Consider the following 24,783-nt stretch of genomic DNA (forward strand, 5'->3'; position numbering starts at 1 on the left):
TCAGGCGGGATCGATCGTCAGGTCGATGACCTCGGGCGTCACGATCGCCGGGTCGACGGCTCCGCGCTGCCCGGTGTCCAGCGCCGCGATGGCATGCAGGTCGCCGTCGGTCAGCGCGAAGTCGAACACGTCCAGGTTCTCGACGATGCGCGCGGGCGTGACCGACTTCGGGATGGCGCTCCGGCCCTGCTGCAGGTGCCACCGGAGGATCACCTGCGCCGGGGTCTTCCCGTGCGCCGCTGCGATCTCGGCGATGACCTCGTTCCGCAGCGGCGGCACGGCGCCGTTCTCACCGGCCCACCCGTAGACACCGCCGATCGGCGACCAGGCCTGCGTCACGATCCCGGCCTCGCGGTCGGCCGCGACGAGACCCGGCTGCTGGAAGTTGGGGTGCAGTTCGATCTGATTCACCGCCGGCACGACGTCGGTCTCCGCCGCGAGGGCCCGGAGGTCGTCCTCGGACGAGTTCGCCACGCCGATCGCGCGCACCCGTCCATCGGCCAGGAGGCGCTCCGCAGCCCGGTACGCGCTGACCGTCCGCGCACGGTCGGCTGGCCACGGCCAGTGCAGCAGGTACAGGTCTACCTGGTCGACGCCGAGCTTCGCGGCGCTCGTGTCGAAGGCGCGCAGGGCGCTGTCGAACCCGTAGTCGGTCATCCAGAGCTTCGTGGTGAGGAACACGTCCTCGCGGGGCACGCCGGACTCGCGGAGTCCGCGGCCCACCTCCCGCTCGTTGCCGTAGGCGGCCGCGGTGTCGATGAGTCGGTACCCGGCCCGGAGTGCCGTCGTCACCGCCGCCACCGCCTCGTCGCCGGTGCTCTGCAGGACGCCGAGGCCCAGCGCGGGCATCTCGACGCCGTTGTTCAGCCGGATGCTGGTGCGCGTCACGTCGCACTCCTTTCTCGTATGGTCCAGCCTGCGCCCCGGAACGGCCCCGTGCGAGGCGGTGTCGGACCGTGGACTGCCGGCCCACCCCTCACTGGACGACAGTGACCTCGACGCGCCCCTCGAGCCCGGCCAGCTCCTGCGGGGTCGCGTCGTAGGTCCCGAGGTGGATCGTGTCGTCCGAGTACTCGATCCCCGAGGCGTCGTAGTAGAACCCGAGGTTGCCCCACGGGACGTAGTAGATGAGGTCGCCGTCCTCCGGATCGGACCCCGGGGATCCCTCGGTCGTCAGGGGGGTCGGCGGGTCGCCGATCTTCTCGCGGCGGCTCAGGTCACGCAGGGTGGTCGTGAAGGGGACCTGGGCGACGAGGGCGCGTGCCGTCGGGTTGTCGCCGTCGATTCGGACGTCGACCGTGGTGGACCCGCGGATGAACCGCAGTGTCGTCCGCCCGTCAGCGGGCTCGGCACCGTCGGCGCCGCCGCTGGATCCGGTGGTGGCCGTGGCGGAGGGCGTACTCGGTGCGTCGGCTCCGGTGCCCTCGCTGCCGGGCGAGCCCGACGACCGGGCGGGATCGGCGCTCGTGCAGGCCGTCAGGGCGAGGACGCCGAGCAGCGGCAGGGCGAGTCGGACGGAGGCGTGCATGCGGAGTCCCTTCGGTGGTGGTGGGCGGGCGGTGGCGGCCGGACGAGCTGGGCCGGCGGGTCAGGTCGCCGGGCGGAACGCCGTCCGCCGACCGACCACGGTGAGCAGCAGTGCCACGGCACCGAGGACCACGAGCACCGCCATCGGCGCGAAGCCGCCGCCCACCGCAAGGACGCCCGCGCCGACGATCCCCGCCGCGAAGATGGCGACGTTGAACGCGACGGGCAGGAAGGAGTTGGCGACGTCCGCGTCGGGACCACCCGCGATGGTGAGGGCGGACTGCATCTGGGCGGGCGCGCCTCCGAAGGCGATGCCCCACAGCGCGACCGCTGCAAAGACCGCGACGTCGGAGCCGTGGGCTAGGAGCAGCACGAGACCGGCGACCACGAACACGGCGACCGTGCCGTGCAGGAGCAGACGCGGGTACCGGTCGAGCAGCGCTCCGGTGATCGCGATGCCGGCGATCGACGCGACACCGAAGGTGACGAGGACCACGTCGACGCTCGCGCCCGTCCCGGCGGCACGCAGGAACGGCGCGATGTAGGTGTACGCGGTGCTGTGCCCGAGCATCCAGAAGGCGATCACGGCGAGGACAATGCCGACGCCGGGGATGCGGATCACGGCGCGGAGCGGCTTCCGCTCGTCCGGCGCCTGACCGGGCAGGTTCGGGACCACCAGCACGACGAGGACGATGACGGCGGCGGCGATCACGCTCAGGCCGCCGAACGCCCAACGCCAGTCGAACGTCGTCCCCAGCCACGAACCGAGCGGCGTGCCGAACGCGATCCCGACGGGGGCGCCGGTGGAGACGATCGCGAGGGAGCGGCCGGCGGACTCGGACGGACTGATGCGTCGACCGTACGAGGCGAGCATCCCCCAGAGCACGCCCGAGAACGCGCCGGTGAGGAACCGCATCGCGAGGGACAGTGCCACCGAGTCGGAGAACGCGGTGACCGTGTTGGTCAGGAGCAGTCCCGCGACGGCCACGAGCAGCAGCGGCTTCCGGTCGAACCCGCGGGTCAGGGTGATCGCGGGCACCGTGACGACCACGGTGCCGAGGGCGTACGCGCTGACGAGGAGACCGACGGTCCCCTCGGACGTCGACAGACCCGACGCGATCTCCGGGAGGAGTCCTGCGGGCATCGTCTCCGCACCGATCAGGACGAACCCGGTCGCCGCGAGCACGAGCAGGGCTGCCAGGGGGAAGCGGGTCGGCTGCTGGGCCGGTCGCCGGGGTACCGGGATGGTGCCGGTCGTGGTCATGGTGTCCTCTCACTCGGTCCGTCAGCAACCCTGCCCCCGTCCGGCCGCCGTCGGAAGCGCTGGGACGTGCCCTGACGAGGCACGTCCCAGCAGGGTCCGCTGACGTAGCGTCGGGGCATGGACAGCAAGCAGGAGGCGTCGGAGTTCCTGTCCTCTCGACGTGCGAAGGTCACCCCGGAGCTGGTCGGCCTGCCCGCCGGCTCGAACCGCCGCGTGCCCGGGCTCAAGCGCGCCGAAGTGGCGTTCCTCGCCGACATGAGCTCCGAGTACTACGCGCGGATCGAGCGCGGCAACCTCGTCGGCGTCTCCGAGCCGGTCCTCGCCGGGATCGCTAGGGCACTCCTGCTTGACGACGCCGAGCGGGAACACCTCTTCAACCTCGCCCGGGCCGCGGGAGCGTCACCGGTGCGTGCCGCTCGGTCGAAGCGGCCGGACACGCAACCCCGGGTCGGACTCCAACGCACCCTCGACGCGATCGAGCGCGCACCAGCGATCGTCCGGAACGGCCGTATGGACCTCGTGGCGGCGAACGCCATGGGGTGGGCGCTGTACTCGGAGGTCGAGCCGGTCGACGGACGGCACCCGAACTTCGCCCGCTTCACGTTCCTCGAACAGGATCGGGCCGAACGCTTCTACCCGGACTGGGAGGGCGCTGCCGACATCGCCGTGGCGATCCTCCGCATCGAGGCGGGCCGTGACCCGCACGACCGCGAACTGCAGGACCTGGTCGGCGAGCTCTCCACCCGGAGCGTCGCGTTCCGCACCAGGTGGGGGCGGCACGACGTCCGGAACCACTCCGAAGGCGTCAAGCGCTTCCGGCACCCCGTCGTCGGTGAGCTCAGCCTGACCTACGAGACCGCCGACCTCAGCATCGATCGCCGTCTGAACCTCTGCATCTACACCGCGGAGCCCGGCTCGGACACCGCGCAGTCGCTCGGGCTGCTCGGCTCGTGGTGGGCCACCCAGCGGCAGGCGACGGGCGTCGACATCGGCGGGGCGCAGGCCTGACACGTACCGATGAGGGGTGGTCCCGCAGAGCATCCCTCGGCCGTTCGCCCGCGCCTACCGTCGCAGTGGCCGCCCATGCAGCCACCGTCGGAAGGATGCACACCATGACCACCAGTGACCGAGCCCGGCAGGAGCTCGCACAGCTCTTCCCGGACGGGCCGTCCTCACTCGCGACCACGGACCCGGAGTACCTGTCGCTCTACCAGGACTTCGCGTTCGACGAGGTGCTCGCCCGCACGTCGCTCTCCCGAGTCGACCGACTCACCGTCCAGCTCGGCGCGATCATCGCCGTGGGCGGGCAGACCGAGTTCCGGGCGATGGCCACCGCCGCACTGAACGGCGGGGTCAGCGCGATCGTCGCCAAGGAGGTCGTGTACCAGGCGACCGCGTACGTCGGCATGGCCAGGGCGATCGACTTCCTCGTCGTCCTCAACGAACTCCTCACCGACCGCGGTGTCGCGCTCCCCCTCGAGGGGCAGTCGACCACGACGCCTGCGGACCGGCTCGAGGCCGGCCGTGCGGCGCAGAGCGCGATCGTCGGCACCGCTGCCGTCGACCGGATGTACGAGCAGGCTCCGGCCGACGCCGTGCACTTCCAGGAGTTCCTCTCCGCCAACTGCTTCGGCGACCACTACACGCGCACCGGCCTCGACGTGCAGCGCCGTGAGCTGCTGACCTTCGCGATCCTGGTCGGCCTCGGCGGCGCCGACGCACAGGTCGCCGGCCACGTGGCGATGAACCTGCACGTCGGCAACACCCGCCAGCACCTGCTCGACGTCCTCACCGTCCTGGTGCCGTACGTCGGGTACCCCCGGACGCTCAACGGCCTCGGCGCGGTGAACGACGGCGCGCCCGCCGACCACGACTGAGTCCCGGAACGCGCTGGACGCCCACCCCCTTCCCTTCTCATCCTCGACAGGAGCACCACCATGCACACTCGACACCTCGGACAAGGACTGGAAGTGTCCGCGCTCGGACTCGGAGCGATGGGCATGTCCCAGGGCTACGGACCGAATCCCGGCGATCGTGACGAGATGATCGACGTCCTCCGCGGCGCCGTCGACATCGGCGTGACCTTCTTCGACACGGCGGAGGTGTACGGCCCCTACGCGAACGAGGAACTCGTCGGCGAGGCACTGGAGACGGTGCGCGACCAGGTCGTCACCGCGACGAAGTTCGGCTGGGACATCCGGGACGGGGCGAGTGTCGGCCTGAACAGCCGGCCGGAGCAGATCCGCGCGGTCGCCGACGCGTCGCTCGCACGGCTGCGGACCGAGACGATCGACCTCTTCTACCAGCACCGAGTCGACCCGGACGTCCCGATCGAGGACGTCGCCGGGGCGGTCGGCGAACTGGTCGCCGCAGGCAAGGTGCGGCACTTCGGTCTCTCCGAAGCCTCCGCCGGCACCATCCGACGTGCGCACGCGACCTTCCCGGTGACCGCCGTCCAGAGCGAGTACTCGCTCTGGACGCGGGACCCCGAGGAGGAGGTCCTCCCCACCCTCCGCGAGCTCGGGATCGGGTTCGTCCCCTTCAGCCCGTTGGGCAAGGGCTTCTTCACCGGCACGGTCGGCACGGACACCGCCTTCGCCGACGGCGACATCCGAGGGAAGATCCCCCGGTTCGACCCGGAGAACCGCTCGGCCAACCAGGTCCTGGTCGACCACGTGGCCGAACTGGCCGGACGACGCGGCGTGACCCCGGGGCAGATCGCGCTCGCCTGGCTCCTCGCGCAGGAGCCGTCGATCGTGCCGATCCCCGGGACCCGGAGGCTGTCCCGGGTCCTCGAGAACGCCGCTGCGACCGCGGTGGCGCTCTCCGCGGACGACGTCGCCGACCTCGACGCCCTCACCCGGCGGCTCGGGGTCCAGGGGAACCGCTACAACGACGTGCACATGGGCTACGTCGGCCGCTGAGCCCGGACCGGCTCCCACACTCGACCGCACTGCACCAGGAGGAGAACCATGCGCGTGATCGGACTCGAACGTTTCGGTGGCCCGGAGGTACTCGAGTCCATCGAGCTCCCCGACCCCCGTCCGGCCTCCGGTGAGGTACGCGTCCGCGTGCGGGCAGCCGCCGTGAACCCCGTCGACACCATCATTCGTTCCGGCCACTTCGCAGGCAACGACGACCTCGACGCCGGTCCCGTCGTGCCCGGCACCGACATCGTCGGCACGATCGACGAGATCGGTCCGGATCAACCTGCCGGCACCGACTTCACCGTCGGTGACGACGTGATCGCGTTCGTCGCTCCGCACGGGGCCCACGGCGGGTACAGCGAACTCGTGACGGTTCCGGCGCTGTCCGCCGCCCGGAGGCCAGCGACCATGGCGGTCGAACACGCAGCGTCGTTCCTCTCGAACGCGCTGACCGCTGCCGTCGCCCTCGAGGCACTCGCGCTCCGACCCGGCGACACGCTCGCCGTGACCGGCGCAACAGGAGCCGTGGGCGGGTACCTCGTGGAGCTCGCTGCCCGGCAACGGGTGACGGTCGTCGCGGCAGCAGCCGCGGACGAGGTCGACCTCGTCCGCGGCTTCGGCGCTGCACACGTCCTCCATCGGGACGGCGACTTCGTCGACGGGGTCCTGGCGTTCACGGACGGGCGCGGAGTCGACGCACTCGCAGACCCCGCGGTCCTCACCGATCGCGTGGTCGGGGCCGTCCGGGACGGCGGACAGATCGCCTTCTTCCTCCCGAACGACAGCCACCCCGGCCGGGGCATCACCGTCTTCCGGTCCTACGTGATGCACTCGACGGCTCGGCACGACCTCATCACCGAACTCGTCGAGCTCGCGGCGTCGGGAGCGATCACGACCCGGGTCGCAGGCGTCGTCCCGGCGGCAGAAGCTGCGTCGGCCCATGCTCGGCACGAACAAGGAGGCACTCGGGGGCGCTTCATCCTCGCGTTCTGATCGTTCTCGATCCATAGGCCCGTTCCGCCCGATCATCGGGCGCGAACGCCCGGATGGCCTGTACCGCGGTCTCGTGGGAGCAAGGGCGGGACAGGGTGAGCGTTTTTGTCGCCGACATCGGCGGCCACGAGAGATGCTCTCGCTCGGGCAGGCAGCCACGAACAACGCCGACGGCCTTCTCGACGAGATTGTGCCCGGCGACTAGCTACGCACTGTCCGTTAGACGATCCCCTTACGGAACGACTGGGATCACATCGGCGCACGCCCGATCGCTGGACGAGATGGGTACGAGATCTCTCGAGTGGATGTCAGTTTTCGAGGTCAACAAGCATCTCGCTTGTTGCGCCGCCACCGCGTATCGAGATCATCGCGCGCGCACACTTCTGGGTCGGGTCGTGCCGTTAACTTCAGCAGCACTTGCGATGGGTTCGTTCTTCAGAGGTCACGCCGGGCGGTGAGTGGCTCGGAGCCGATGACCTCCAGCAAGGCGAGGTTCTCGGCGTCGCGTGAGCCTGCCGGCGCGGTGTAGAGCACGAGGTGCTGGTCGCGTTCGGTGATGGCGAGGGAGTCGCAGTTGACGGTGATCGCCCCCACCGGTGTACGGCGAAACGTCTTCCGCAGGGGTGGCGGCGTCTGGACGTCGTGCCGTTTCCAGAGCCGTGCGAACTCGGCGCTGCCGGTCTGGAGGTCGTCGATGAGTTCCGCGACGATGGGGTCTGAGGGGTACATGGCGTGAGCGTTGCGGAGCTGCGTGACGACGCCCTCCTGGAATTCGATCTCGTCCGAGATTCCGTAGATCGTCTCCGGTGGTTGCTCTGCGGCGAGGAAGGTCTTCCTCGCGAGGTTGCGGTCGCGCGGCGGCAACAACGAGAAGTCCTCCATGAGGGCTGCTGCGAGATCGTTCCACGCGAGCACCTCGAAGGTGGCGGACAAGACGATGCCGGCGGTATGCGGGAGTCGTTCGAGGAGCGCGAGAACGCTCGGTCGAACGTCGCGACGGTGCAAGCCCGACGGGGTCGGAGCGGTGCCGGCGAGCCGGTGCAGGTGGTCGGACTCCTCGGACGTAAGACGGAGAGCACCTGCGATACCACCGAGGACGACGTCCGAGGGTCGAGGAGCGCGGCCCTGTTCGAGACGGGCGTAGTACTCGGTGGAGATGTGCGCGAGAACGGCGATCTCCTCCCGGCGCAGTCCCGGTGTTCTGCGGCGTGGTCCCGACGGTAATCCGACGTCCTCCGGCCGAAGACGCTCTCGGCGACTTCGGAGGAACGCTGCGAGCTCACCCTTGTCCATGCTCCCAAGTGTGCGCCTGAGCCGGCGATGGATCCTCGTACCGTTTGTGCCTGGATGCGGATTCTGCGGGCGGCGACGGTGTTCGTATGACACACACCAACGAATCCACACCGGTCGGCCTGCTGACCGGCAAAGTCATCTTCATCACCGGAGCCAGCCGTGGCATCGGCGCCACAGCGGCTCGCCTCTTCGCTGGCGAGGGTGCCGCTGTCGTGCTGGCGGCCCGCAACACGAAAGCGCTCGGCTCGATCGTCGACGAGATCCGCGGTCAGGGCGGCACGGCTGATGCCGTTGCCATGGACCTCGCTGACCGGGCGAGTATCCGCGCCGCCGTGGACTACGTCGAGGAGCTCCACGGACGCCTCGACGGCGCCTTCAACAACGGCGGCGTGAACCAGCAGAACGTCGGTCCCCTCGACACCACTTCCGACGACGACATCGACGAGCAGTTCGCGGTGAACTTCCGTGCTCACTGGGTCGCGATGGTCGCCGAAGCAGCCCTCATGCGGAAGTCCGGAGGAGGTGCGATCGTCAACACCTCCAGCATCGGCAGCCGCCGCGCGGTTCCGCCCCTGCCCGCCTACGGGGCGATGAAGCGAGCACTGAACAGCATCACCGAGACCGCGGCGGTGACCTGGGCCGGGGAAGGCATCCGCGTCAACGGGATCACGCCAGGTGGAACCGCAACGGAGATGATGGACGAGTGGGAGACGAAGACGCCGGGCATCATCGACGCGAATAACGCAGCTAGCCCCATCGGCCGCATGGCGACCGCCCTCGAAGTCGCCGAAGTCGCCGGTTTCCTCCTGAGCGACCGCGCCTCGGCCGTGACGGGCGCCATCGTGCCCGTCGACGGCGGCGCCGGCGCCTGAGGCAGGGGGAACGCACATGACCGACACAACCACCGACAACGGCTCGACCCGCGGTAGCGGACCCTCTTGGACGGACCTCAGCAGCCAGGTCGCGGTCGTCACCGGGGCCAGCCGAGGGATCGGGCAAGCGATTGCCATCCGACTCGGCCTCCTCGGCGCCAGCGTCGTCGTGAACTACTCACGCGACGCAGCAGGAGCAGCAGACACCGTCGCCGCCATCACGGCAGCCGGCTCCAACGCCGTGGCCGTCCAGGCCGACGTGTCAGATCCGACGCAGGTCGAATCGCTGTTCAACTCAGCGCGAGCGCAGTTCGGAGGTGTCGACGTCGTCGTGGCGAACGCCGGTATCGATGAAACCGGCGGACCGATCGTCGACGTCACCGAAGCGGACTACGACCTGATGTTCGGCGTCAACGCCAAGGGTGCGTTCTTCACGCTCCAGCAGGCAGCACGCACCGTGAACCGGGGCGGAACGATCCTCTACATCGGATCGAGTTCCGCACTGCGACCCATCGCAGGGTTCGGGCTCTACGCGTCCAGCAAGCTGGTCGGCGGGTACCTCACCGGGGTGCTTGCTCAGGAGGTCGGGGGGCGTGGCGTGACCGTCAACACCATCATCGCCAGCGCGACGGACGGCGCCGGGTACTTCGCCGCCGCGTCCGATGATGACCCGCTCCGCACGCAGGTGCAGACCGCCAGCCCCCTCGGATCAAGGATGGGCTCGGTCGATGACGTAGCCGACGCGGTCGAGTTCTTCGTCGGCCCGCTCGCACGCTGGGTCAGCGGCGGTGAACTCCTCGTCAGCGGCGGACAGAACTAAAGGCGGCACAGCTGATCACGACCCCGCTCGAGCGTCATGCCCGAGCGGGGTCTCCAACACTCGATTCCTGATCGTCCTCAGCCGTCGCTCGAGAGGCCCCCGAGTGCCATCCCTATGCCTGTTGTGCAGATGACCTCGAGCATCTGAATCCTCACGGTCGTCTGCACAGGTGCCTCGACGTCGCGATCAGTTGTGCAGGCGATCATGAGACACGACAGGCTTGTGAGCAGCTTCGTTCGGTGTCGTCGTTTTCGCACCGATCCGTGTCGTGATCACGTCCGATAGCCGATCGGCTACCGAGACAATCGCTCTATGGCTGCGAATTGCCAAGGAAGGCACACCGCCGCGTGTGCGACGGAAGTAGCGTCAGCGCATGGCTGACCGGTGGAATGAGATCTATGTGGGCGGCGTGCTCCTGGACGACGTGGTGTCGGGAGACGTCAGCGCCCTCGAGCAACAGTTGCGGGAGGCGATCGAAAACGGTGACGAGTGGGTGAGCGTCACTACAGGCCCCACAACCCACTACAACCTCCATGTCAGTCCCGCTACTGACATCGTGGTCCGATACCGACAGGGCTAGACATGAGCGCAGATACCGACGTGATCGTCTTCTACCCAAGCCTCGGGCACGCGGGCGACGGCGACTTGAACCTCCGGTTCCCCATCGAATACGGCGATGAAATCCGAGCACTTCTGGACGAGCAGGGGATCGACCACGGCGGAATCCTCGAACACTCCGCGGGTCATGAGCTCGCGATCGAGGCCGTGCACGTCCTCACGAACGCGGGATCCCTAGCCAGCCTGGCGCTGGTCTTCAAGGCGTTCTTCCACCGGCACGATGGGAAGAAGGTGGTCACAAAAGACGGAGAGGAGATCTCCGGGTACTCGCGGAAGCAAGTCGAGGAGATGCTGGAGACGTTGCGCAAGGATCAGGAGTTGAGGGATGCCGAGACCCGGCGCGTGCTTGGCCGTCCACCTGTCGACGACGTCGCCGAAGATCGGACCAGTTCAGGGAGCTAAGAGACTGCAGGAATGATTGTCTCCAACCCTAACCGGCAACGGATCGGCTATCGCGACAGCATGCGCGGCCGTAGACTGCCCGCATGGATGACATTCTCTCGCTTATCAACAAGCTCCCAGGCGTCGAAGAGGCGTGGGAGGAGCGGCGCTTCACGGTCTACCGGAAACGCCGTGCTTTGTCGGTCACCGTTTCTGATCAGGGTCCTGTCGGTGGCTCGCATCGGTACTCCGCCACTGCAGAGGCGAACGACGACCCGACGGCGGTCAGCCACGGTAACGCTGAGGCGACCATCGAGGACGCCCTCGACGCCGTGCACTGGTGGGAATTCGACTGAACGCAGCACACTTCCTCTCGTTGCTGGGTGAGTTGTGGTGCCGAGGGGACATGCTGAAGGACATGAAGGAACGCAGGCTCCGAAAGGAACTCAACAGGAATCGCCTCCTGGTTGAGGCCCTTGCCCGCGAGGTCGACCTGCGCCGAACATTCGTGGCGGAGCGGCACACAGCCATGACCACTAAAGCATCCATCTTGGTTGCGTCAGCGAGCCTGATGACCGCCCTGCAGTCCGCTGGACTACATGGCGACCTGATCGGGTGGGCGATCGGCTTGTCTGCGGCAGCTGCGGTCTTCGGCGTAGGAGTTCTTGTCCCGCGGATCGGTCGAGAGCCCGGTTTGGTCTCCATGGAGGAAAACTTCTGGGAAGACGGCGAAGTGGCCGCCATCCGCAACATGACAGCGGACAAAAACCGGGTATTAGAGCAAGACGAGCGGGCGCTGTTCTGGCGAGCAGGAGTCGTGATGCTAGGTTTCGCTTCGCTGGCTGCATCGCTTGTGATCGCCGCAATAGCGTTCGCTTCTCAGTGAACCACCACGATTGGATTTGTTTTGGCAGACAAGAGTCCCAAGAAGCCACCGCCCGTTAAGCCGCCGAGTCAGACGCAGAGGGTCATCAAAAACAACCCCTCGACGTTCGGCAACAACCCTCCGCCGCAGCGTCCTGCGCCGAAGCAGGACAAGAGCTGATCGATCAGGGTTCGAGCGTTGCTTGCGCTGCGCTGCAGTTCGGGCACCAGTCGACGTCGTCTACTGAGCAGTCCCACCCGTACGATCTCGCATGCCCTCGAGTGCCGTCGTAGCTGACAGCGTTGGGGCCGATCAGGGCGAGTTTTCGCTGCACTGCCCGACTCGGTGTCTGGCCGTTTTGGGCGCAGGGGAAGCAATCTGAGGCGTAGCAGATCGCCCACCCAACGGGGCACGGTGCTTCCGAGATGCTTTGCAGCTTGGTTCATGCAGTGCGCAACACCCGACGAGGGTCAGCCCCTCGTACGCTCAGTCTCATGGCTTCGACTCAGACTCCCACGCAGCAGCGCAACAGCTTCTCCGAAGGTTTCGCGTTCGGTTTGATCCTCAACGGACGTTGGTCGTTGGTCTACGACAAAAGCGTCATCGACCTCGCTGTCGCCGGCGCCTTCCGTGACTGGCCCTACGCAGCCACCTTTCCGCAGGTCCGGACAGACTTGCGCGGCCTTGATGGCGTGCATGCGATGACGCGAGTGGATGAGAGCAAGCGGACTTTTGCCTTCTACTGGGACAGGTCCGGTCCCGAGATGCAGATTGTCAGCCGCGATCCTGACTGGTCAGAGGAAGTTCCTGACGACGTGTCCTACGCCGTGGGGGTCATCAATGACTTCGTGCCACGTGCGGGGTGGCAGGACCTGGCCGCTTCATTCCTCACCCGCGTCGAGCGGTAGTACAGCGCAGCTGCAGCAGTCCCGACCGGTGGGCGGCCGCCTCGGTTGTCCGCGGATCAGGTCCGAACTGCCCGACGGCTGTATGAGCAGCAGGACATGACCGTCGCGCAGATCGGCGACGTTCTTGGGGTCAGCCGCACCACGGTGTGCCGAGCCCTCCGATGAGAGAGCGAACCGGTGGCCGGTCGACGAGGCAAGACGTCCGGATGACGATGGTCTGTTGAGGCGCCGGCCGACGCTCGACTCAAGACTTCCTAGGGCACAGCGGCGGGACTCGCCGAGGAGTGCTGCGAGAAAGCGAATGTCCGCGCTGTGGCACCATCACGCCGGCGGCGTCGTGCCTGCACCCTCGGTGTCATCCGCGCCGGCAGGCCCTGTCCCGGCCTGATCGAGGTTCTCGTTCGGGTCGCCCATGTCTCCGGTTGCCGCGCCGGCTGCGGACAACCCGAAGTGCTTGCGGACTGCGTTCGCCTCGGCGAGGGACAGGGTGTGTTCGGGGCCGAGGGAGGGTGCGGCCTGGATCGCATTCTTGGTGTACCCGACGTGCAGATCCGTGCCGTCGAGGGTGGCGTCTTCGACCGGGACGAGCGTTTGGTGCCTCCCGAGCAGCCCCGTCGCGACGCTGACGTAGGCAGCACTGCCGTCCTCGTCGGAGGGGAACACCTGCGTCACCTTGCCGACCGTCGCACCGTCGCGATCACGAACGGTCGCGCTTTCCACCTGATGGATGAGGCCCTTTGAGATCATGGGCGTAGTCAACGCCGTCCGCCTGGCGCTTCGCGGCGACGCGGTCAGGCGTGTGCCACGCTGCATTTGGTACGCATCAAGATCACCTCTGTCGCCAACGAGCACGTGGAGTAGCCCGCCTTGGTCCTCACGAGGACGAACGGGGCCGTCATCACCGTTCTGAACGACACGTTCCGCCCGATCGATGACCAGACCTGGCGTGCAGGCCCGCAGGAAGTCATCGATGAGTACAGCGACTCCTACCTGCAAGCCGGCGACACGGCCGAGAAGATGAGCGTCGAGTTCCGTCGTCTCGAAGACGACGGTGAGTACCGCTTCTTCGTCGTGGGCCGAGATCACGATCTCACCGAGCCAGTCACCGAGACCATCGACGTACAGGCTGCACACGAGCCGCGGCATCCGGCAGAGCTCTTCACAGCCGACCATGCAGCACCGGTGTTCGTGCACTACGTCGAGCACCAGACCGTCCCCGAGGGCTACACGCTCCGCGTCAGCGCCGACATGTGAGGCCAGGAGCCGCCGTCGCGTCAGCGCATGTCGCCCGCGTTCCTCGGCGAACGAGGTCGTGATCAGCGATGGGGGAAGAATCTTCGGACGGCACGGTGCGCCACCGGGATCGACAGGAGTGCGCCGCCGACGAGTACTCCTGCGGCCACGAGGACGGAGACCGGACTGCGGAGCGGGGCGAGACCCATGCTGATCAGGCACCAGGTCACGGTGATCGTCCCGCTGATGATGGTGGGACGCAGCGCTGCACGATGAGCGATGCGCCATGCATCGTCGCTGGACATCGTGATCCGCGTGCGGACGCCGGCGAGATCGTTCCGAGCCAGCGATCCGCTCGCGGCTCTCCAGGTCAGCCAGGTGACGAGAACCGCAGCACCGACCTCGAGAGACAGCGCGAAGACCATTGCTCCATCCATAGCTGTGAAGCTAGTGTCTTGACATGTCAACGGCAACGTTTCATTTGTCGATGAGTGTTGTCAGCGGGATGGGGAGTCTGCGAGATGTTCAACCTGACCACGGCCGGGAGCGTGAACCCGCTTCTGCCGACGGTGCTGGACGGCGCGATGATGAGCGTCGCCATCGTCGGATTGGTGCTTGCTCTCGCAGCTCTCGTGTCGCTGCTCGCAGCCTCGTCACCGACGGGGTGGCCCGTGCTCGCCTGGGCCGTCCTGGTCCTGTTCGTGCCCTTCGTCGGTCCGGTCTCGTGGTTCGCTGCGAGGCGCCGCGAACGGCTGCTGCGGTTCCGAGACCTCGACCACACGTCGGGGGAAGGCCCTCATGCGGACCCCACATGAGGCATCCGGGCTCTGGCGCGCGAGTCTTCGCGTGGCGGACGGCTGGAGAACTGTGCGCGAGCCCCGCGGGCCGTACGCCACCGCTTCGATGCTCGAGTGGGGGAGCATCACGAAGGGGCTCGTCGGGACGACCGCGTGGCTCACACTCGAGGTCGACCGACCGGTCGCGTGCTACCTGCCAGGGGTGGCCGACGACGAGATGACCGTGGCGGACCTCGTCCGCCACACCTCGGGGCTACCGCGGCTTCCGGCGACGATGCGTGACAGCCTCTTCGGCGACCCGTACCGAAAGGCCGTCGGCGAGCCTCTGGATCTCGATACGGCAGTGCCGGGTACGCCACGAGGCCACTTCGTGTACTCGAACCTCGGCTACGCACTCCTCGGTGCCGTGCTCGAGGGGGTGCACGGCGACTGGTTCGCCGCCGTGCACCAGCACGTCCTCGAGCCGGCTGGGATCTGTTCCGCGACGCTTGTGCCTGCTCGGGCAGAACGTGTGGTGCCGAAGCTCTTCGGTCAAGCGGTCAGGCCGTGGGCGCTCGGGGAGTCGTCGTTCGCGGCCGCAGGCGGCGTCTGGTCAACGTTCGAGGACCTCTGTCGCTATGCCGAATGGGCGCTCGAGCCTGGCGCTCCGCCCTCCCGCACGGTGAGCTGGCAGCGGCAAGGGGCATCGACCTGGATCAACGGCGAGGTGCGAGCGGCAGGCGCGGTCATCGCCAACGCCGCAGGAATCACCGCGGTGGTCCATGCGCTCGCGAAGGCTCCGCATGCGGCCGATGCGATCGCCACGGCGCTGATCGAGCGGGAGGTGCGAGAGAAGTGCGACGGCTGATGCGGCGGTGATCCGGTGAGCCCCCTGCCTTCCGAGCGGACCCTCATGGGCCCATCTGCTCGGCTACTGGGACGCCTCGGTGTTGCGGATCTAGTGGCTGCCCCGTTCTGAGTCGCGTCGCTGCCGAAGTCGAGTTGCCCGTAATGCGCCGGTCACGATCAGGACCGTCATGACGATCCACCCGGTGATCGCGAGCGGCCCGACAAGGCGTTGGTCGAACGGCGGAAAGAGGATCGACTGGTACGTGGCGAAGCTGTTGAGCGCCGCGTGTGCGAGGACGCAGGGCAGAAGCGATCCGCTCGCAAGCCGGAGCCACCCGATCAGCACGCCGGCACCGACGCAGCCGATGGTCATCATGATGATCCCGAGCGGGTCACGTTGCTCGTAGTTCAGGCCGAGCAGGATCGCGGGGGCGTGCCAGAGACCCCAGATCGCCCCGCTCAGGCTGAGGGCCCACCCGGTTCCGAGCGGCAGCAGTTTCGGGAGGAGCCAGCCGCGCCAACCGATTTCCTCGCCCGTCGCAGCGATCGCCGTGATCGCTATCCCGATGGGGAGGTTCACCAGTTGGACCAGCGCAAGGAGCGCCATCGGCATCGGCGGCTGCTCGCCCGTGACTCGAATGATGAGCTCTCTCGCCACGGACCGCTCAGGATCGAGCTGCACCCACCCGAGCAGCAGGCCGAGACCCCAGCTGCCCAGAACCAGCACCGCAGCTCCGGCGATGCCAGCGCCAGCGAATCGCCAGCCCTGACGGGTGAAGAATCCTGTCAGCCCGAGCTCCGCCAGGAGCGCTTTCCCGCGATGACGCTGGAGCATGACTGCGACCAGCAGCGCTGCGAGGCCCGGTGTGAACATCATCGCCACGGTCGCGATGTAGGCGCCTGGGCTTCCGACGGGATCCGAGAGATCCGCGCTCGTCTGAACCGCTGGCCAGAGCAGCACCCACGCTGCACCGTACGCCAGGCACACGAACACGCTGACAGCACCCCATCGGGTGCCCCGCGGCCTGCCTGCCGTGGTCTCCCTGTGGTCCTTTCGCGCCGTGATCTGCCTCATGGTGCCTCCTTGTCGATGCGAAGTAGCCAGTACGGAACGACTGCCCACGCCGGGCCTGCCAGGAGTGCCCACCACGCTGCTGGTGCCACGATCGAGGCCGCGACTCCCGCGATCATCAGCCAGCTGATCGCCACAGTGGCGATGAACCCAGCAGTTACCGCGCAGGCGATCCGACCCTTCCGTCGATCTCGCGCGAAGGCCGATCCGACCGCCGCGACAAGAAAGAGGGTCTGCACGGCAGCGAGAAGGCTCACCGTCCCCAACGGGGTCCCGTATCCGCCTGGGCTGCCGTCCGGACCGAAGGTCGTAGCGATCCGATCGGGGAGTCGGTTCCACCACGCTCTCGTGACTGCGATCTCGATGAAGACGGGGACGGCCGCGGCGAGGGAGCCAAGAGACGCGCTACGCACGTGCTGCGCGCTCACCGGACCCCAGCGCCATTCACGCTAGGGCTGTGCACGGTGGCGTGGTGCCTTCTGCCGAGGCGGGACCAGAACTGGTGCGTCTGCTCATGCGGGGTGTACGGCATCGCGGCGATGCCGACGATCGCAATCATGATCAGTCCGAAGCTCCAGAGCCCGATCGTGATGATGATCGCCCCGTGCAGCACCACGCACAGGACCAAGGCAATCGAACGACTTCGCGGGCCACCCAGAATCAGCACACCGATCGCGATCTCCGCTATCACCGCACCCCAGGTCACGCCCACCGTCACAGCGGGCAGCGTCGTCGCAGCTTGTAGGACAGGAGCAAGCGGTCCGCTCGCCCCGAAGTACGGGTCTCGAAGGACGTAGTACTCGGCTGTGCCGTTGACCCACTCGGGTGCAAACAGCTTGGCGATCGCGGCGTTGAAGTAGATCGCCGTGACCTGCACTCGCATGACCATGAGACCTCCGAGCGCCACTTGTCGGCGCCAGCTCGCGACGGTCCGCGGCGGACCGAGCAGCCAGCGACGTCGGTCGGCGAAACTGACGGCGACAAGGAGCAGGGTGCACACCGCGGCCGCTTGGTCGCCCCCGTCGGGGAGCGAGATCGACCCAGCGATCGAGAACGCAACCCACGCGTGAAGGATCGCCATCACGGTCGGCGCAACCCCAGCCGCAACCCCGATGAGGATCAAGACCATGGCGGATGTGACGAGCGCATCGGGCAAGGATTGTCCAAGGCAGTATGTCGAAGCGTTTCGAAGCCCATCACAAACCGGTCCGGCTCCGCTTCCCACCAGAGTCTGCATCAACGCGTCGTACGGCGTTGCCACGAGGATCGTGAGTTGAGCCAGCACGAGCGTCCCGCGAAAGCCGCTGAAGCGGAGCGTCTGAAGGTCCAACCCGCGGAGAGTGTGCCGCAGTCGGGGAGCGCTCACCTCAGCGACGATCAGTTGCACGACACCTCCACACGTGCAGCCTGCAGCACCCGGAAATTCGGGAGATCGAAGCTACGGAACTCGAACGGAGTCGCCTTCTCCTGAGCGAGGAGGAGATCTCCGCAGAGAGTCTTCCGCTTCGCCCCATTCCTCAGAGCCTGCGGTCGCTCTTCGGCTGCCTGCCGGATGCACTTCTGAGATGCAGACTTGTCCACGCAGTTCTTCCAGTTCGCCACCTGCTGATGCAGCGCTGCTAGCTCAGGACCCTGCGCACGCTGCGCGCGCGAGACGCCGAACATGTTCGCTTCTTTGCCTTGCGGCAGCGAAAGCGCCGATTCGCTTGTCTGCGTGCGGTAGGCGACGTACTGCCGACCCTTGGACGACGCAGTGAAGAACTCCCAGCGCTGTGGCGCTATCGCCAGCACAGCATCTCGGGCCGCCACGGCGACAGGTTCACGACTCGACAACGCGTGTGGAGATAACGACTGCACGATGGTGAGCGCCGTCCAACTCATCAGCACCACGACCGTCGTGGCGAACGGCCAGAGCGCTCGTTCCGAACCCATCACCGCAGGGCGAGAGTTAGCTCCGAGGCAAAGGCAGCACTCGAATCGCGGTTTCCTGACTTCGGCCACAACTTCACCTTCACGGAAACAGCCGCCCAGACCAGGACGCCGACTGCGAGGACGACGAGGCACTTGCCGTCGCCGGTGATGGTGGCAGAGTCCGAGGTGGCGATGAGCTTGGTCGCGGTTTCAAATGCGTGCAGCGCATCGAGCACCCGGTACGGGTCGCCGCTCTGCAGTGGGACGGTGATGTTGTCGTGGAACTGTGGGTAGGCATTCTGGTACTCCGTGGTTACGGCGGAGATCTGTGCAGCTGTCAGCTCCTGCTCGCCGCTCGGTACGTACTTGACAAGCTCTGGGTGCTCAGCGATGACCCGCCCCTGCCCGGTGAACAGCTCGATCACGTTCCGATCGGAGAGCGGGGCTCGCTCGGCGGCGAGGTGATGCGTCGTTGGTGTTGCTGCCTGGGCTGGCAGCGCCGGCACTGTGATTGCAGCGGAAACGGTGACCATCACGGCCGCAGCCGCGATCATGATCTTCGACATCGAAGGTTTTTCCTCTCGAGGTTCTTGTCAGTTGGTCGACGGCAGGGCAGCCGCCAGTTCTGCCGCGAACTGTTCTTCGGTCACGGCGGAGCCGGATCGGCCAGCAACCCAGACGAGGACGCTGAACCAGAGCGTGGCCGCGACCGCGACGGCGATCAGCAGGGCGCACTTGCCGTCGCCGGTGATGGCGGCAGGCTGTGAGGTGGCGATGCGCTCGGTCGCGGTTTGGAAGGCATGCAGCGCGTCGAGGACCCGGTACGGGTCGCCGCTCTGGAGCGGGATGGTGATGTTGTCGTGGAACTGTGAGTAGGCGTTCTGGTACTCCGCGGTCACGGCGGTGATTTGCGCAGCTGTCAGCTTCTGCTCGCCGCTTGGTACGTACTTCGCTAGTTCAGGGTGTTCGGCGATGATCCGCCCCTGCCCGGTGAACAGCTCGATCACGTTTCGATCAGAAAGCGGAGCCCGTTCCACTCTGACGTGTTGCGACGTTGGTGTTGCTGCCTGGGCAGGCGGCGCCGGCACCGTGGTTGCAGCGGAAACGGTGACCATAGCGGCCGCAGCCGCAATCATGAACTTCGACATCGAAGCCCCCTTCTGACGCAGCCCCTCCGCGCCGAAGACAACGTACACATACCGAAGTGTGATGCACAACATATCGATGTAGCCCTGGCCTCGTACCAACGCAACCTGTCAGCCGGACGACAGTCGCGCCTCCAGGCCGGATCGAGAGCCGCGCCCCCGCGGCGGACGCAACACGAACGGCGGCTCTCCGCCTTCCGGAAGAGAGCCGCCGTTTCGCCTCGCAGTGGTCAGCGCGCGGAGGGGACCTCCGCGCCGACGAGCTCGGCCCGCACGATGTCCGCACCAGCGGACAGCGCACTCAGCTTCCCCAGCGCCGCACCCCGCGCCAGCGGCGCCATCCCACAGTTCGAGCTGGGGATGAGCTTGTCCGCATCCACGAACTCGAGCGCCCGCCGCAGCACCTCCGCGACCTCGTCCGGGGTCTCGACGACCTCGGTCGCGACGTCGATCGCCCCGAGCATGACCTTCTTCCCCCGGATGAGCTCCACGAGGTCGAGCGGCACGTGCGAGTGGATGCACTCAAGGGAGACGATGTCGATCGACGACTGCTGCAGGAGCGGGAACGACTGCTCGTACTGCCGCCACTCCGCCCCGAGCGTCTCCTTCCACTTGTTGTTCGCCTCGATGCCGTACCCGTAGCAGATGTGCACGGCGGTCTCGGCGTGGAGGCCCTCGGTGGCGCGTTCGAGCGCGGCGACGCCCCAGTCCTGCACCTCGTCGTGGAAGACGGTGAAGGCGGGCTCGTCGAACTGGATGATGTCGACGCCGGCAGCCTCGAGCTCCCGGGCTTCCTGGTTGAGGATCGTGGCGAACTCCCACGCCAGCTTCTCGCGAGACTTGTAGTGCTGGTCGGAGAGCGTGTCGATCATGGTCATCGGCCCGGGCAGCGCCCACTTGATCGGCCGGTCGGTCTGCGCGCGGAGGAACCGGGCGTCGTCGACGAACACCGGCGCGGGGCGACTCACTGCGCCGACGACCGTGGGGACGGCAGCGTCGTAGCGATCGCGGATCCGGACGGTCTCCTTGCGCTCCTGGTCGATGCCGTCGAGGTGCTCGATGAACGTCGTGACGAAGTGCTGGCGGGTCTGCTCGCCGTCGCTGACGATGTCGATCCCGCGGTGCTCCTGCTCGTGCACGGCGGATCGGAGCGCGTCCTGCTTGCCCTCGGTCAGGGCGGCCCCGTCGAGCTGCCAGGGGGACCAGAGGCGCTCGGGCTCGGCGAGCCAGGAGGGCTTCGGCAGGCTGCCGACGATCGCGGTGGGGAGGAGAGAACTCATGGAGGTGACGGTCCAGACGGTCAGCGGGCGGGAACGGGCTCGGCAGCGAACTGCGAGAGGAGCGCGTGGTGCGGCGTCACGAGGTGCTCCTCGGTCCACCGGCCCTGGGTGATCCCGAGGCGGCTGCGCTCCTCACGGTCGTAGGTGACCGGGGTGGGCGTGAAGTCGGTGTGGTCGAGGGAGGGGCGGTACGTGCTGCCGGCCGGGGTGTTCGCGGCGTAGATCTCCGGCCGGTAGATCTTCTGGAACGTCTCCATGGTGGCGATCGTGCCGATGAGCTGGAGGTCCGTGTAGTCCGTGGTGACATCGCCGCGTGAGTAGAACGCGAGCGGGGCCGACGCTCCGGCGGGCTGGAAGTACCGGACCCGCATGCCCATCCGGCCGAAGTAGTCGTCGGTGAGCGAGGAGTGCTCGTGCTCGTACTCGGCGCCGAGGACCGGGTGGACGTACCCGGTCCGGCGGTAGGTCTGGCTCGTCGAGACGCTGATGCAGACGACGGGCTCGGCACTGAAGCCGTCGTGGAACGCCGAAGACGAAAGGAACCGCTGGAAGAGGGCCCCGTGCAGCACACCGAAGTCGGACGGCAGGCCCGGCGACGACGGCAGCAGCACCGAGAAGTCGTAGTCGCGCAGGTACGACGAGAAGTTGTTGCCGAGGATGCCGTGGTGGTGCTCGCCGGTGAGCTGGTCGACGATCGTGACGTCGAGCATCTCGAGCAGCGGGAACTCGGCGTCCGATCCACCGTCGGAGAACTGCAGTGCGGCCGAGACGATGTCGAGCTGCAGGCGGTAGCGATCACCGGCAGCCGAGAGCTCGTTCGCGCGCCCGTCGATCATCGCCAGCGCGGCACGGAGGTTCTCCTGCCGGCGCTCGCCGCGCGCCAGGTTGGCGAAGTTCGTGGTCAGCCGGGAGCTGTCCGACGGGGAGTAGTCCTCGTCGAACCGGGTCCGGGTGATGCTGAAGGTGATCTCGCTCGCCATGATGCATCGATCATGGCGGGATACTGAGGCCATCAGGTAATACCGAGACACTATGCGGCGGTATAGCCTCGGCCTATGGCCCGGGTCTCGAACGACATCACCCTGCAGCAGCTCCGGTACTTCATCGAGGTCGCGACCGAGGGCTCGATGAGCGCCGCGGCCGATCTGCTCTACGTGTCGCAGCCGACCATGTCCGCGGCGATGAAGGACCTCGAGACACGGATCGGTCGCCCGCTCTTCACCCGTTCGGCCCGGGGCGTCGTGCTCACCGTCGACGGCGTCGAGTTCCTCGGGTACGCCCGGCAGGTCGTCGAGCAGGTCTCCCTGCTCGAGCAGCGGTACGTCGGGCGGCAGGCGTCGCGTCGGTTGCTCGGGGTGTCGGCGCAGCACTACTCGTTCGCCGTCGAGGCCTTCGTCCGGATGGTCGAAGCGGCGGCCGCGGACGAGTACGAGTTCTCGCTCCGCGAGACGCGCACCTGGGACATCATCGAGGACGTCCGCACGCTGCGGAGCGAGGTCGGCATCCTCTACCGCAACGACTTCAACAAGCAGGTCCTCGGGAAGCTGCTGCGGGACGCCGGCGTCGTGTTCACGCCGCTGTTCGTCGCCCAGCCGCACATCTTCGTGTCGCGGCGGAACCCGATCGCGTCGCGGGAGCGCGCGACCCTCGAGGACCTCGCCGACCTGCCCCGACTCACGTTCGACCAGGGCGCGAACAACTCCTTCTACCTGGCCGAGGAGATCCTGTCGACGATGTCGAGCAAGCGGGAGATCCGGGTCTCGGACCGGGCGACGATCTTCAACCTCATGATCGGCCTCGGCGGGTACACGATCTCGACGGGCCTCATCAGCGACGACCTCGACCCCGAGATCGTCGCCATCCCGCTCGACGTCGACGAACGCATCGAGATCGGGTGGATCGCCCACGCCTCGGTTCCCCTCACCGTCCAGGCGCAGGCGTACCTGGACGAGTTGCGAGCGGTGGTCACGAGTTACGGCGTCGAACCGCTCGCGCGGTGACCAGCCTGGAGGCGCGACCCGCCTCCGTCAGGCGGGCCGCGCCTCCAGGCTCCCGCGACCGGCGCGGGGCGCGACGGACCGCCGTATCCTGGCTGCCGGCCCGCGTCGACTCCGCGGCGCGGAGGGAACTGCCATGAGCATGGAAGGCGCGGCCTGGAGCTCGCTCTACAAGATCTCCACCGCCAAGGACGGCAGGAACGGGTTCTCCCGCGAGTCGCTCCGGCGCATCATGACGTTCGCGACGCCGTACCGTGCCAAGCTCGTGGTCTTCATCGCGCTCTCGATCGTCGGCGCGTTCCTCGCGGTCGCGACTCCGGTGCTCGCCGGCCAGGTGGTCGACGTCATCGCCGCTCGTGGCGCGGTCGGCACGATCGTCTGGCTCGCGGTGGTCATCGCCGTCGTCGCCGTGGCCGACGCTGCCTCGTCGCTCGCGACCCGGTGGTACTCCGCCCGCATCGGTGAAGGGGTGATCCTCGACCTGCGGACCGCGGTGTTCGACCACGTGCAGAAGATGCCGATCGCCTTCTTCACCCGGACCCGGACGGGCGCGCTCGTCAGCCGCCTCAACAACGACGTGATCGGAGCGCAGCAGGCCTTCAGCGGCACGCTGTCCGGCGTGGTCACGAACCTCGTGGCGCTCGTCCTCACCCTCGCCGTGATGCTCAGCACGTCGTGGCTCGTGACGGTGATCGCGGTGCTCATGCTGCCGCTCTTCCTGGTGCCGGCTCGCCGCATGGGTGGTCGACTCGCGGCCCTGCGTCGCGAAGCCGCCGACCACAACTCGGCGATGAGCACGCAGATGACCGAGCGCTTCTCCGCACCCGGAGCCACCCTCGTGAAGCTCTTCGGTCGGCCGGAGGAGGAGCCCGAGGAGTTCCGCGTCCGTGCGGCGCGCGTCCGGGACATCGGCGTGCGCACCGCGATGCTGCAGTTCGTCTTCGTCACCGCCCTGACGCTCGTCGCGGCCCTCGCCCTCGCGCTCGTCTACGGCCTCGGCGGGGTCCTCGCGCTCGGCGGCCAGCTGAACACGGGTGACGTGGTCACGCTCGCGCTCCTCCTCACCCGGCTGTACGTGCCGCTGACCAGCCTCGCGAACGCCCGTGTCGAGATCATGAGCGCGGTCGTCAGCTTCGAGCGGGTGTTCGAGGTCCTCGACCTCGAGCCGCTCATCCAGGAGAACCCCGGCGCCGTGGCCGTGCCGGACGGTCCGGTCGCGGTGGAGTTCGACGACGTCCGGTTCGCCTACCCCTCGGCGGACCGGGTGTCGCTGGCCTCGCTCGAGGAGGTCTCCACGCTCGACACCCGCGGCGGGGACGAAGTGCTGCACGGCATCTCGTTCCGGATCGAGCCCGGACAGACCGTCGCGCTCGTCGGGACCTCGGGCGCGGGCAAGTCCACGATCGCGCAGCTGCTCTCGCGGCTCTACGACGTCGACCAGGGCGCCGTCCGGCTCGCCGGCGAAGACGTCCGCGACGTGACCTTCGAGTCCCTCCGGCACACGATGGGCATGGTGACCCAGGACGGGCACCTGTTCCACGAGACCATCCGCTCGAACCTGCGGCTCGCGCGGCCGGACGCCTCTGACGACGAGGTGTGGGACGCGGTCCGCCGCGCGCGCCTCGAGACGCTGATCCGGTCCCTGCCGGACCAGCTCGACACGATGGTGGGGGAGCGCGGCTACCGGCTGTCCGGCGGGGAGCGACAGCGGATGACGATCGCGAGGCTCCTGCTCGCCCAGCCGCGGGTGGTCATCCTCGACGAGGCCACGGCGGCCCTCGACTCCACCTCGGAGGCTGCGGTGCAGGCTGCGCTCAGCGAGGCGCTCGAAGGACGCACGGCGATGGTGATCGCGCACCGACTCTCCACCATCCGGAGTGCGGACCAGATCCTCGTCGTCGAGGACGGCTCGATCGTGGAGCGCGGGACGCACGAGGAGCTGCTCGCGGCGGGCGGCCGGTACGAGGAACTGCACCGGACGCAGTTCGCGGTGCAGAAGGACGTCGCTCCGGACGAGGTGGGTCCGGCGAGGGCGTAGGTGCACTCGGCCGC

At 67.7% G+C, this 24,783-nt stretch carries 30 protein-coding genes and 1 pseudogene; 17 read left to right on the forward strand and 14 right to left on the reverse strand.

The features are described 5' to 3' along the window. The 3 genes from BJK06_RS11145 to BJK06_RS11155 form a co-directional block, all read right to left on the reverse strand. Entirely contained in the window at positions 1–849 is an 849-nt protein-coding gene (locus BJK06_RS11145) for an aldo/keto reductase (RefSeq protein ID WP_070419394.1), read from the reverse strand. A 127-nt stretch (positions 850–976) separates the two neighbouring features. Further along, on the reverse strand, positions 977–1,528 hold the full coding sequence (locus tag BJK06_RS11150) for a cyclophilin-like fold protein (protein WP_070417947.1): 552 nt from the start codon (positions 1,526–1,528) through the stop codon (positions 977–979). A gap of 60 nt (positions 1,529–1,588) precedes the next feature. Then, entirely contained in the window at positions 1,589–2,791 is a 1,203-nt protein-coding gene (locus tag BJK06_RS11155; protein ID WP_070417948.1) for an MFS transporter, read from the reverse strand. Positions 2,792–2,908: 117 nt separating this feature from the next. Between BJK06_RS11155 and BJK06_RS11160 the strand changes: the two genes are divergently transcribed. The 4 genes from BJK06_RS11160 to BJK06_RS11175 all read left to right on the forward strand — a co-directional run bounded on the left by BJK06_RS11160 (position 2,909) and on the right by BJK06_RS11175 (position 6,711). Continuing rightward, positions 2,909–3,799 (forward strand): helix-turn-helix transcriptional regulator, encoded by an 891-nt coding sequence (locus tag BJK06_RS11160; protein ID WP_070417949.1) that lies wholly within the window; start codon positions 2,909–2,911, stop codon positions 3,797–3,799. Positions 3,800–3,903: 104 nt separating this feature from the next. Beyond that, a complete protein-coding gene (locus tag BJK06_RS11165) occupies positions 3,904–4,668 on the forward strand; it encodes a carboxymuconolactone decarboxylase family protein (RefSeq protein ID WP_070417950.1) in 765 nt (254 codons plus the stop codon). 60 nt (positions 4,669–4,728) lie between these two features. Next, the gene (locus tag BJK06_RS11170; protein ID WP_070417951.1) at positions 4,729–5,715 is read left to right on the forward strand and encodes an aldo/keto reductase; all 987 of its coding nucleotides are present in this window, start codon (positions 4,729–4,731) and stop codon (positions 5,713–5,715) included. A gap of 48 nt (positions 5,716–5,763) precedes the next feature. Continuing rightward, complete coding sequence (locus BJK06_RS11175) at positions 5,764–6,711, forward strand: alcohol dehydrogenase catalytic domain-containing protein (protein ID WP_070417952.1); 948 nt, start codon at positions 5,764–5,766, stop codon at positions 6,709–6,711. Between the two features lie 435 nt (positions 6,712–7,146). Here the strand turns inward: BJK06_RS11175 and BJK06_RS11180 are convergent, their stop codons facing one another. After that, the gene (locus BJK06_RS11180; RefSeq protein ID WP_070417953.1) at positions 7,147–8,004 is read right to left on the reverse strand and encodes a helix-turn-helix transcriptional regulator; all 858 of its coding nucleotides are present in this window, start codon (positions 8,002–8,004) and stop codon (positions 7,147–7,149) included. A gap of 86 nt (positions 8,005–8,090) precedes the next feature. On the opposite strand from BJK06_RS11180, the gene BJK06_RS11185 reads away from it, so the two are divergent. From BJK06_RS11185 to BJK06_RS18255, 8 genes and pseudogenes are all read left to right on the forward strand, one after another. Beyond that, on the forward strand, positions 8,091–8,876 hold the full coding sequence (locus BJK06_RS11185) for an SDR family NAD(P)-dependent oxidoreductase (RefSeq protein ID WP_070417954.1): 786 nt from the start codon (positions 8,091–8,093) through the stop codon (positions 8,874–8,876). Between the two features lie 16 nt (positions 8,877–8,892). Beyond that, on the forward strand, positions 8,893–9,696 hold the full coding sequence (locus tag BJK06_RS11190; protein ID WP_070417955.1) for an SDR family oxidoreductase: 804 nt from the start codon (positions 8,893–8,895) through the stop codon (positions 9,694–9,696). A 373-nt stretch (positions 9,697–10,069) separates the two neighbouring features. Beyond that, on the forward strand, positions 10,070–10,276 hold the full coding sequence (locus BJK06_RS11195) for a hypothetical protein (RefSeq protein WP_070417956.1): 207 nt from the start codon (positions 10,070–10,072) through the stop codon (positions 10,274–10,276). Between the two features lie 2 nt (positions 10,277–10,278). After that, positions 10,279–10,716, forward strand: a complete 438-nt coding sequence (locus BJK06_RS11200) for a hypothetical protein (protein ID WP_070417957.1) — start codon at positions 10,279–10,281, stop codon at positions 10,714–10,716. Between the two features lie 83 nt (positions 10,717–10,799). Continuing rightward, on the forward strand, positions 10,800–11,051 hold the full coding sequence (locus tag BJK06_RS11205; protein WP_070417958.1) for a hypothetical protein: 252 nt from the start codon (positions 10,800–10,802) through the stop codon (positions 11,049–11,051). Between the two features lie 50 nt (positions 11,052–11,101). After that, entirely contained in the window at positions 11,102–11,581 is a 480-nt protein-coding gene (locus BJK06_RS11210) for a hypothetical protein (RefSeq protein ID WP_070417959.1), read from the forward strand. A 473-nt stretch (positions 11,582–12,054) separates the two neighbouring features. Then, on the forward strand, positions 12,055–12,468 hold the full coding sequence (locus BJK06_RS11215) for a hypothetical protein (protein ID WP_070417960.1): 414 nt from the start codon (positions 12,055–12,057) through the stop codon (positions 12,466–12,468). A 42-nt stretch (positions 12,469–12,510) separates the two neighbouring features. Then, a pseudogene (locus tag BJK06_RS18255) lies at positions 12,511–12,633 on the forward strand (helix-turn-helix domain-containing protein); the annotation flags it as partial. Positions 12,634–12,789: 156 nt separating this feature from the next. Here the strand turns inward: BJK06_RS18255 and BJK06_RS11220 are convergent. Beyond that, complete coding sequence (locus tag BJK06_RS11220) at positions 12,790–13,215, reverse strand: hypothetical protein (protein WP_070417961.1); 426 nt, start codon at positions 13,213–13,215, stop codon at positions 12,790–12,792. A gap of 120 nt (positions 13,216–13,335) precedes the next feature. On the opposite strand from BJK06_RS11220, the gene BJK06_RS11225 reads away from it, so the two are divergent. Continuing rightward, on the forward strand, positions 13,336–13,722 hold the full coding sequence (locus BJK06_RS11225; RefSeq protein WP_070417962.1) for a hypothetical protein: 387 nt from the start codon (positions 13,336–13,338) through the stop codon (positions 13,720–13,722). Positions 13,723–13,784: 62 nt separating this feature from the next. On the opposite strand, the gene BJK06_RS11230 is transcribed toward BJK06_RS11225, so the two are convergent. Then, a complete protein-coding gene (locus BJK06_RS11230) occupies positions 13,785–14,126 on the reverse strand; it encodes an SdpI family protein (RefSeq protein ID WP_070417963.1) in 342 nt (113 codons plus the stop codon). Positions 14,127–14,222: 96 nt separating this feature from the next. Between BJK06_RS11230 and BJK06_RS11235 the strand changes: the two genes are divergently transcribed. Together BJK06_RS11235 and BJK06_RS11240 are read left to right on the forward strand one after the other, a co-directional pair. Beyond that, on the forward strand, positions 14,223–14,516 hold the full coding sequence (locus BJK06_RS11235; RefSeq protein WP_070417964.1) for a PLDc N-terminal domain-containing protein: 294 nt from the start codon (positions 14,223–14,225) through the stop codon (positions 14,514–14,516). After that, on the forward strand, positions 14,500–15,345 hold the full coding sequence (locus BJK06_RS11240) for a serine hydrolase (protein WP_083295203.1): 846 nt from the start codon (positions 14,500–14,502) through the stop codon (positions 15,343–15,345). The genes BJK06_RS11235 and BJK06_RS11240 overlap by 17 nt, the downstream gene beginning before the upstream one ends. A gap of 90 nt (positions 15,346–15,435) precedes the next feature. On the opposite strand, the gene BJK06_RS11245 is transcribed toward BJK06_RS11240, so the two are convergent. From BJK06_RS11245 to BJK06_RS11275, 8 genes are all read right to left on the reverse strand, one after another. Continuing rightward, complete coding sequence (locus BJK06_RS11245; RefSeq protein ID WP_083295204.1) at positions 15,436–16,401, reverse strand: CPBP family intramembrane glutamic endopeptidase; 966 nt, start codon at positions 16,399–16,401, stop codon at positions 15,436–15,438. Continuing rightward, positions 16,398–16,826 carry a DUF1648 domain-containing protein gene (locus BJK06_RS19170; RefSeq protein WP_156794837.1) on the reverse strand — a complete coding sequence of 143 codons (429 nt, stop codon included), beginning with the start codon at positions 16,824–16,826 and terminating at the stop codon, positions 16,398–16,400. Before BJK06_RS19170 ends, BJK06_RS11245 begins: the two co-directional genes overlap by 4 nt. Further along, positions 16,823–17,785 carry a sporulation-delaying protein SdpB family protein gene (locus BJK06_RS11250; protein WP_070417966.1) on the reverse strand — a complete coding sequence of 321 codons (963 nt, stop codon included), beginning with the start codon at positions 17,783–17,785 and terminating at the stop codon, positions 16,823–16,825. Before BJK06_RS11250 ends, BJK06_RS19170 begins: the two co-directional genes overlap by 4 nt. Beyond that, positions 17,776–18,330 (reverse strand): SdpA family antimicrobial peptide system protein, encoded by a 555-nt coding sequence (locus tag BJK06_RS11255; RefSeq protein ID WP_083295205.1) that lies wholly within the window; start codon positions 18,328–18,330, stop codon positions 17,776–17,778. The genes BJK06_RS11250 and BJK06_RS11255 overlap by 10 nt, the downstream gene beginning before the upstream one ends. After that, positions 18,330–18,875, reverse strand: a complete 546-nt coding sequence (locus BJK06_RS11260; protein WP_070417968.1) for a hypothetical protein — start codon at positions 18,873–18,875, stop codon at positions 18,330–18,332. Before BJK06_RS11260 ends, BJK06_RS11255 begins: the two co-directional genes overlap by 1 nt. A gap of 27 nt (positions 18,876–18,902) precedes the next feature. Beyond that, positions 18,903–19,457 carry a hypothetical protein gene (locus BJK06_RS11265; protein WP_156794838.1) on the reverse strand — a complete coding sequence of 185 codons (555 nt, stop codon included), beginning with the start codon at positions 19,455–19,457 and terminating at the stop codon, positions 18,903–18,905. Positions 19,458–19,684: 227 nt separating this feature from the next. Further along, entirely contained in the window at positions 19,685–20,734 is a 1,050-nt protein-coding gene (locus BJK06_RS11270; RefSeq protein ID WP_070417970.1) for a methionine synthase, read from the reverse strand. A gap of 20 nt (positions 20,735–20,754) precedes the next feature. Continuing rightward, complete coding sequence (locus tag BJK06_RS11275) at positions 20,755–21,714, reverse strand: putative oxygenase MesX (RefSeq protein WP_070417971.1); 960 nt, start codon at positions 21,712–21,714, stop codon at positions 20,755–20,757. 75 nt (positions 21,715–21,789) lie between these two features. Between BJK06_RS11275 and BJK06_RS11280 the strand changes: the two genes are divergently transcribed. Both BJK06_RS11280 and BJK06_RS11285 read left to right on the forward strand, forming a co-directional pair. Further along, positions 21,790–22,734, forward strand: coding sequence for a LysR family transcriptional regulator (locus tag BJK06_RS11280; protein WP_070417972.1), 945 nt, complete (start codon positions 21,790–21,792; stop codon positions 22,732–22,734). 133 nt (positions 22,735–22,867) lie between these two features. Further along, complete coding sequence (locus BJK06_RS11285) at positions 22,868–24,769, forward strand: ABC transporter ATP-binding protein (RefSeq protein WP_070417973.1); 1,902 nt, start codon at positions 22,868–22,870, stop codon at positions 24,767–24,769. The last annotated feature ends 14 nt before the right edge of the window (positions 24,770–24,783 follow it).

Origin of the sequence: Curtobacterium sp. BH-2-1-1, from assembly GCF_001806325.1 — a bacterium.
Lineage (GTDB): Bacteria > Actinomycetota > Actinomycetes > Actinomycetales > Microbacteriaceae > Curtobacterium.

Bases quoted from the DNA above. Each gene is read 5' to 3' on its own strand.
- BJK06_RS11145 (WP_070419394.1), bottom strand. From the start codon at position 849: ATGCCCGCGCTGGGCCTCGGCGTCCTGCAGAGCACCGGCGACGAGGCG.
- BJK06_RS11150 (WP_070417947.1), bottom strand. From the start codon at position 1,528: ATGCACGCCTCCGTCCGACTCGCCCTGCCGCTGCTCGGCGTCCTCGCC.
- BJK06_RS11155 (WP_070417948.1), bottom strand. From the start codon at position 2,791: ATGACCACGACCGGCACCATCCCGGTACCCCGGCGACCGGCCCAGCAG.
- BJK06_RS11160 (WP_070417949.1), top strand. From the start codon at position 2,909: ATGGACAGCAAGCAGGAGGCGTCGGAGTTCCTGTCCTCTCGACGTGCG.
- BJK06_RS11165 (WP_070417950.1), top strand. From the start codon at position 3,904: ATGACCACCAGTGACCGAGCCCGGCAGGAGCTCGCACAGCTCTTCCCG.
- BJK06_RS11170 (WP_070417951.1), top strand. From the start codon at position 4,729: ATGCACACTCGACACCTCGGACAAGGACTGGAAGTGTCCGCGCTCGGA.
- BJK06_RS11175 (WP_070417952.1), top strand. From the start codon at position 5,764: ATGCGCGTGATCGGACTCGAACGTTTCGGTGGCCCGGAGGTACTCGAG.
- BJK06_RS11180 (WP_070417953.1), bottom strand. From the start codon at position 8,004: ATGGACAAGGGTGAGCTCGCAGCGTTCCTCCGAAGTCGCCGAGAGCGT.
- BJK06_RS11185 (WP_070417954.1), top strand. From the start codon at position 8,091: ATGACACACACCAACGAATCCACACCGGTCGGCCTGCTGACCGGCAAA.
- BJK06_RS11190 (WP_070417955.1), top strand. From the start codon at position 8,893: ATGACCGACACAACCACCGACAACGGCTCGACCCGCGGTAGCGGACCC.
- BJK06_RS11195 (WP_070417956.1), top strand. From the start codon at position 10,070: ATGGCTGACCGGTGGAATGAGATCTATGTGGGCGGCGTGCTCCTGGAC.
- BJK06_RS11200 (WP_070417957.1), top strand. From the start codon at position 10,279: ATGAGCGCAGATACCGACGTGATCGTCTTCTACCCAAGCCTCGGGCAC.
- BJK06_RS11205 (WP_070417958.1), top strand. From the start codon at position 10,800: ATGGATGACATTCTCTCGCTTATCAACAAGCTCCCAGGCGTCGAAGAG.
- BJK06_RS11210 (WP_070417959.1), top strand. From the start codon at position 11,102: ATGCTGAAGGACATGAAGGAACGCAGGCTCCGAAAGGAACTCAACAGG.
- BJK06_RS11215 (WP_070417960.1), top strand. From the start codon at position 12,055: ATGGCTTCGACTCAGACTCCCACGCAGCAGCGCAACAGCTTCTCCGAA.
- BJK06_RS11220 (WP_070417961.1), bottom strand. From the start codon at position 13,215: ATGATCTCAAAGGGCCTCATCCATCAGGTGGAAAGCGCGACCGTTCGT.
- BJK06_RS11230 (WP_070417963.1), bottom strand. From the start codon at position 14,126: ATGGTCTTCGCGCTGTCTCTCGAGGTCGGTGCTGCGGTTCTCGTCACC.
- BJK06_RS11235 (WP_070417964.1), top strand. From the start codon at position 14,223: ATGTTCAACCTGACCACGGCCGGGAGCGTGAACCCGCTTCTGCCGACG.
- BJK06_RS11240 (WP_083295203.1), top strand. From the start codon at position 14,500: ATGCGGACCCCACATGAGGCATCCGGGCTCTGGCGCGCGAGTCTTCGC.
- BJK06_RS11245 (WP_083295204.1), bottom strand. From the start codon at position 16,401: ATGAGGCAGATCACGGCGCGAAAGGACCACAGGGAGACCACGGCAGGC.
- BJK06_RS11255 (WP_083295205.1), bottom strand. From the start codon at position 18,330: ATGGGTTCGGAACGAGCGCTCTGGCCGTTCGCCACGACGGTCGTGGTG.
- BJK06_RS11260 (WP_070417968.1), bottom strand. From the start codon at position 18,875: ATGTCGAAGATCATGATCGCGGCTGCGGCCGTGATGGTCACCGTTTCC.
- BJK06_RS11265 (WP_156794838.1), bottom strand. From the start codon at position 19,457: ATGTCGAAGTTCATGATTGCGGCTGCGGCCGCTATGGTCACCGTTTCC.
- BJK06_RS11270 (WP_070417970.1), bottom strand. From the start codon at position 20,734: ATGAGTTCTCTCCTCCCCACCGCGATCGTCGGCAGCCTGCCGAAGCCC.
- BJK06_RS11275 (WP_070417971.1), bottom strand. From the start codon at position 21,714: ATGGCGAGCGAGATCACCTTCAGCATCACCCGGACCCGGTTCGACGAG.
- BJK06_RS11280 (WP_070417972.1), top strand. From the start codon at position 21,790: ATGGCCCGGGTCTCGAACGACATCACCCTGCAGCAGCTCCGGTACTTC.
- BJK06_RS11285 (WP_070417973.1), top strand. From the start codon at position 22,868: ATGAGCATGGAAGGCGCGGCCTGGAGCTCGCTCTACAAGATCTCCACC.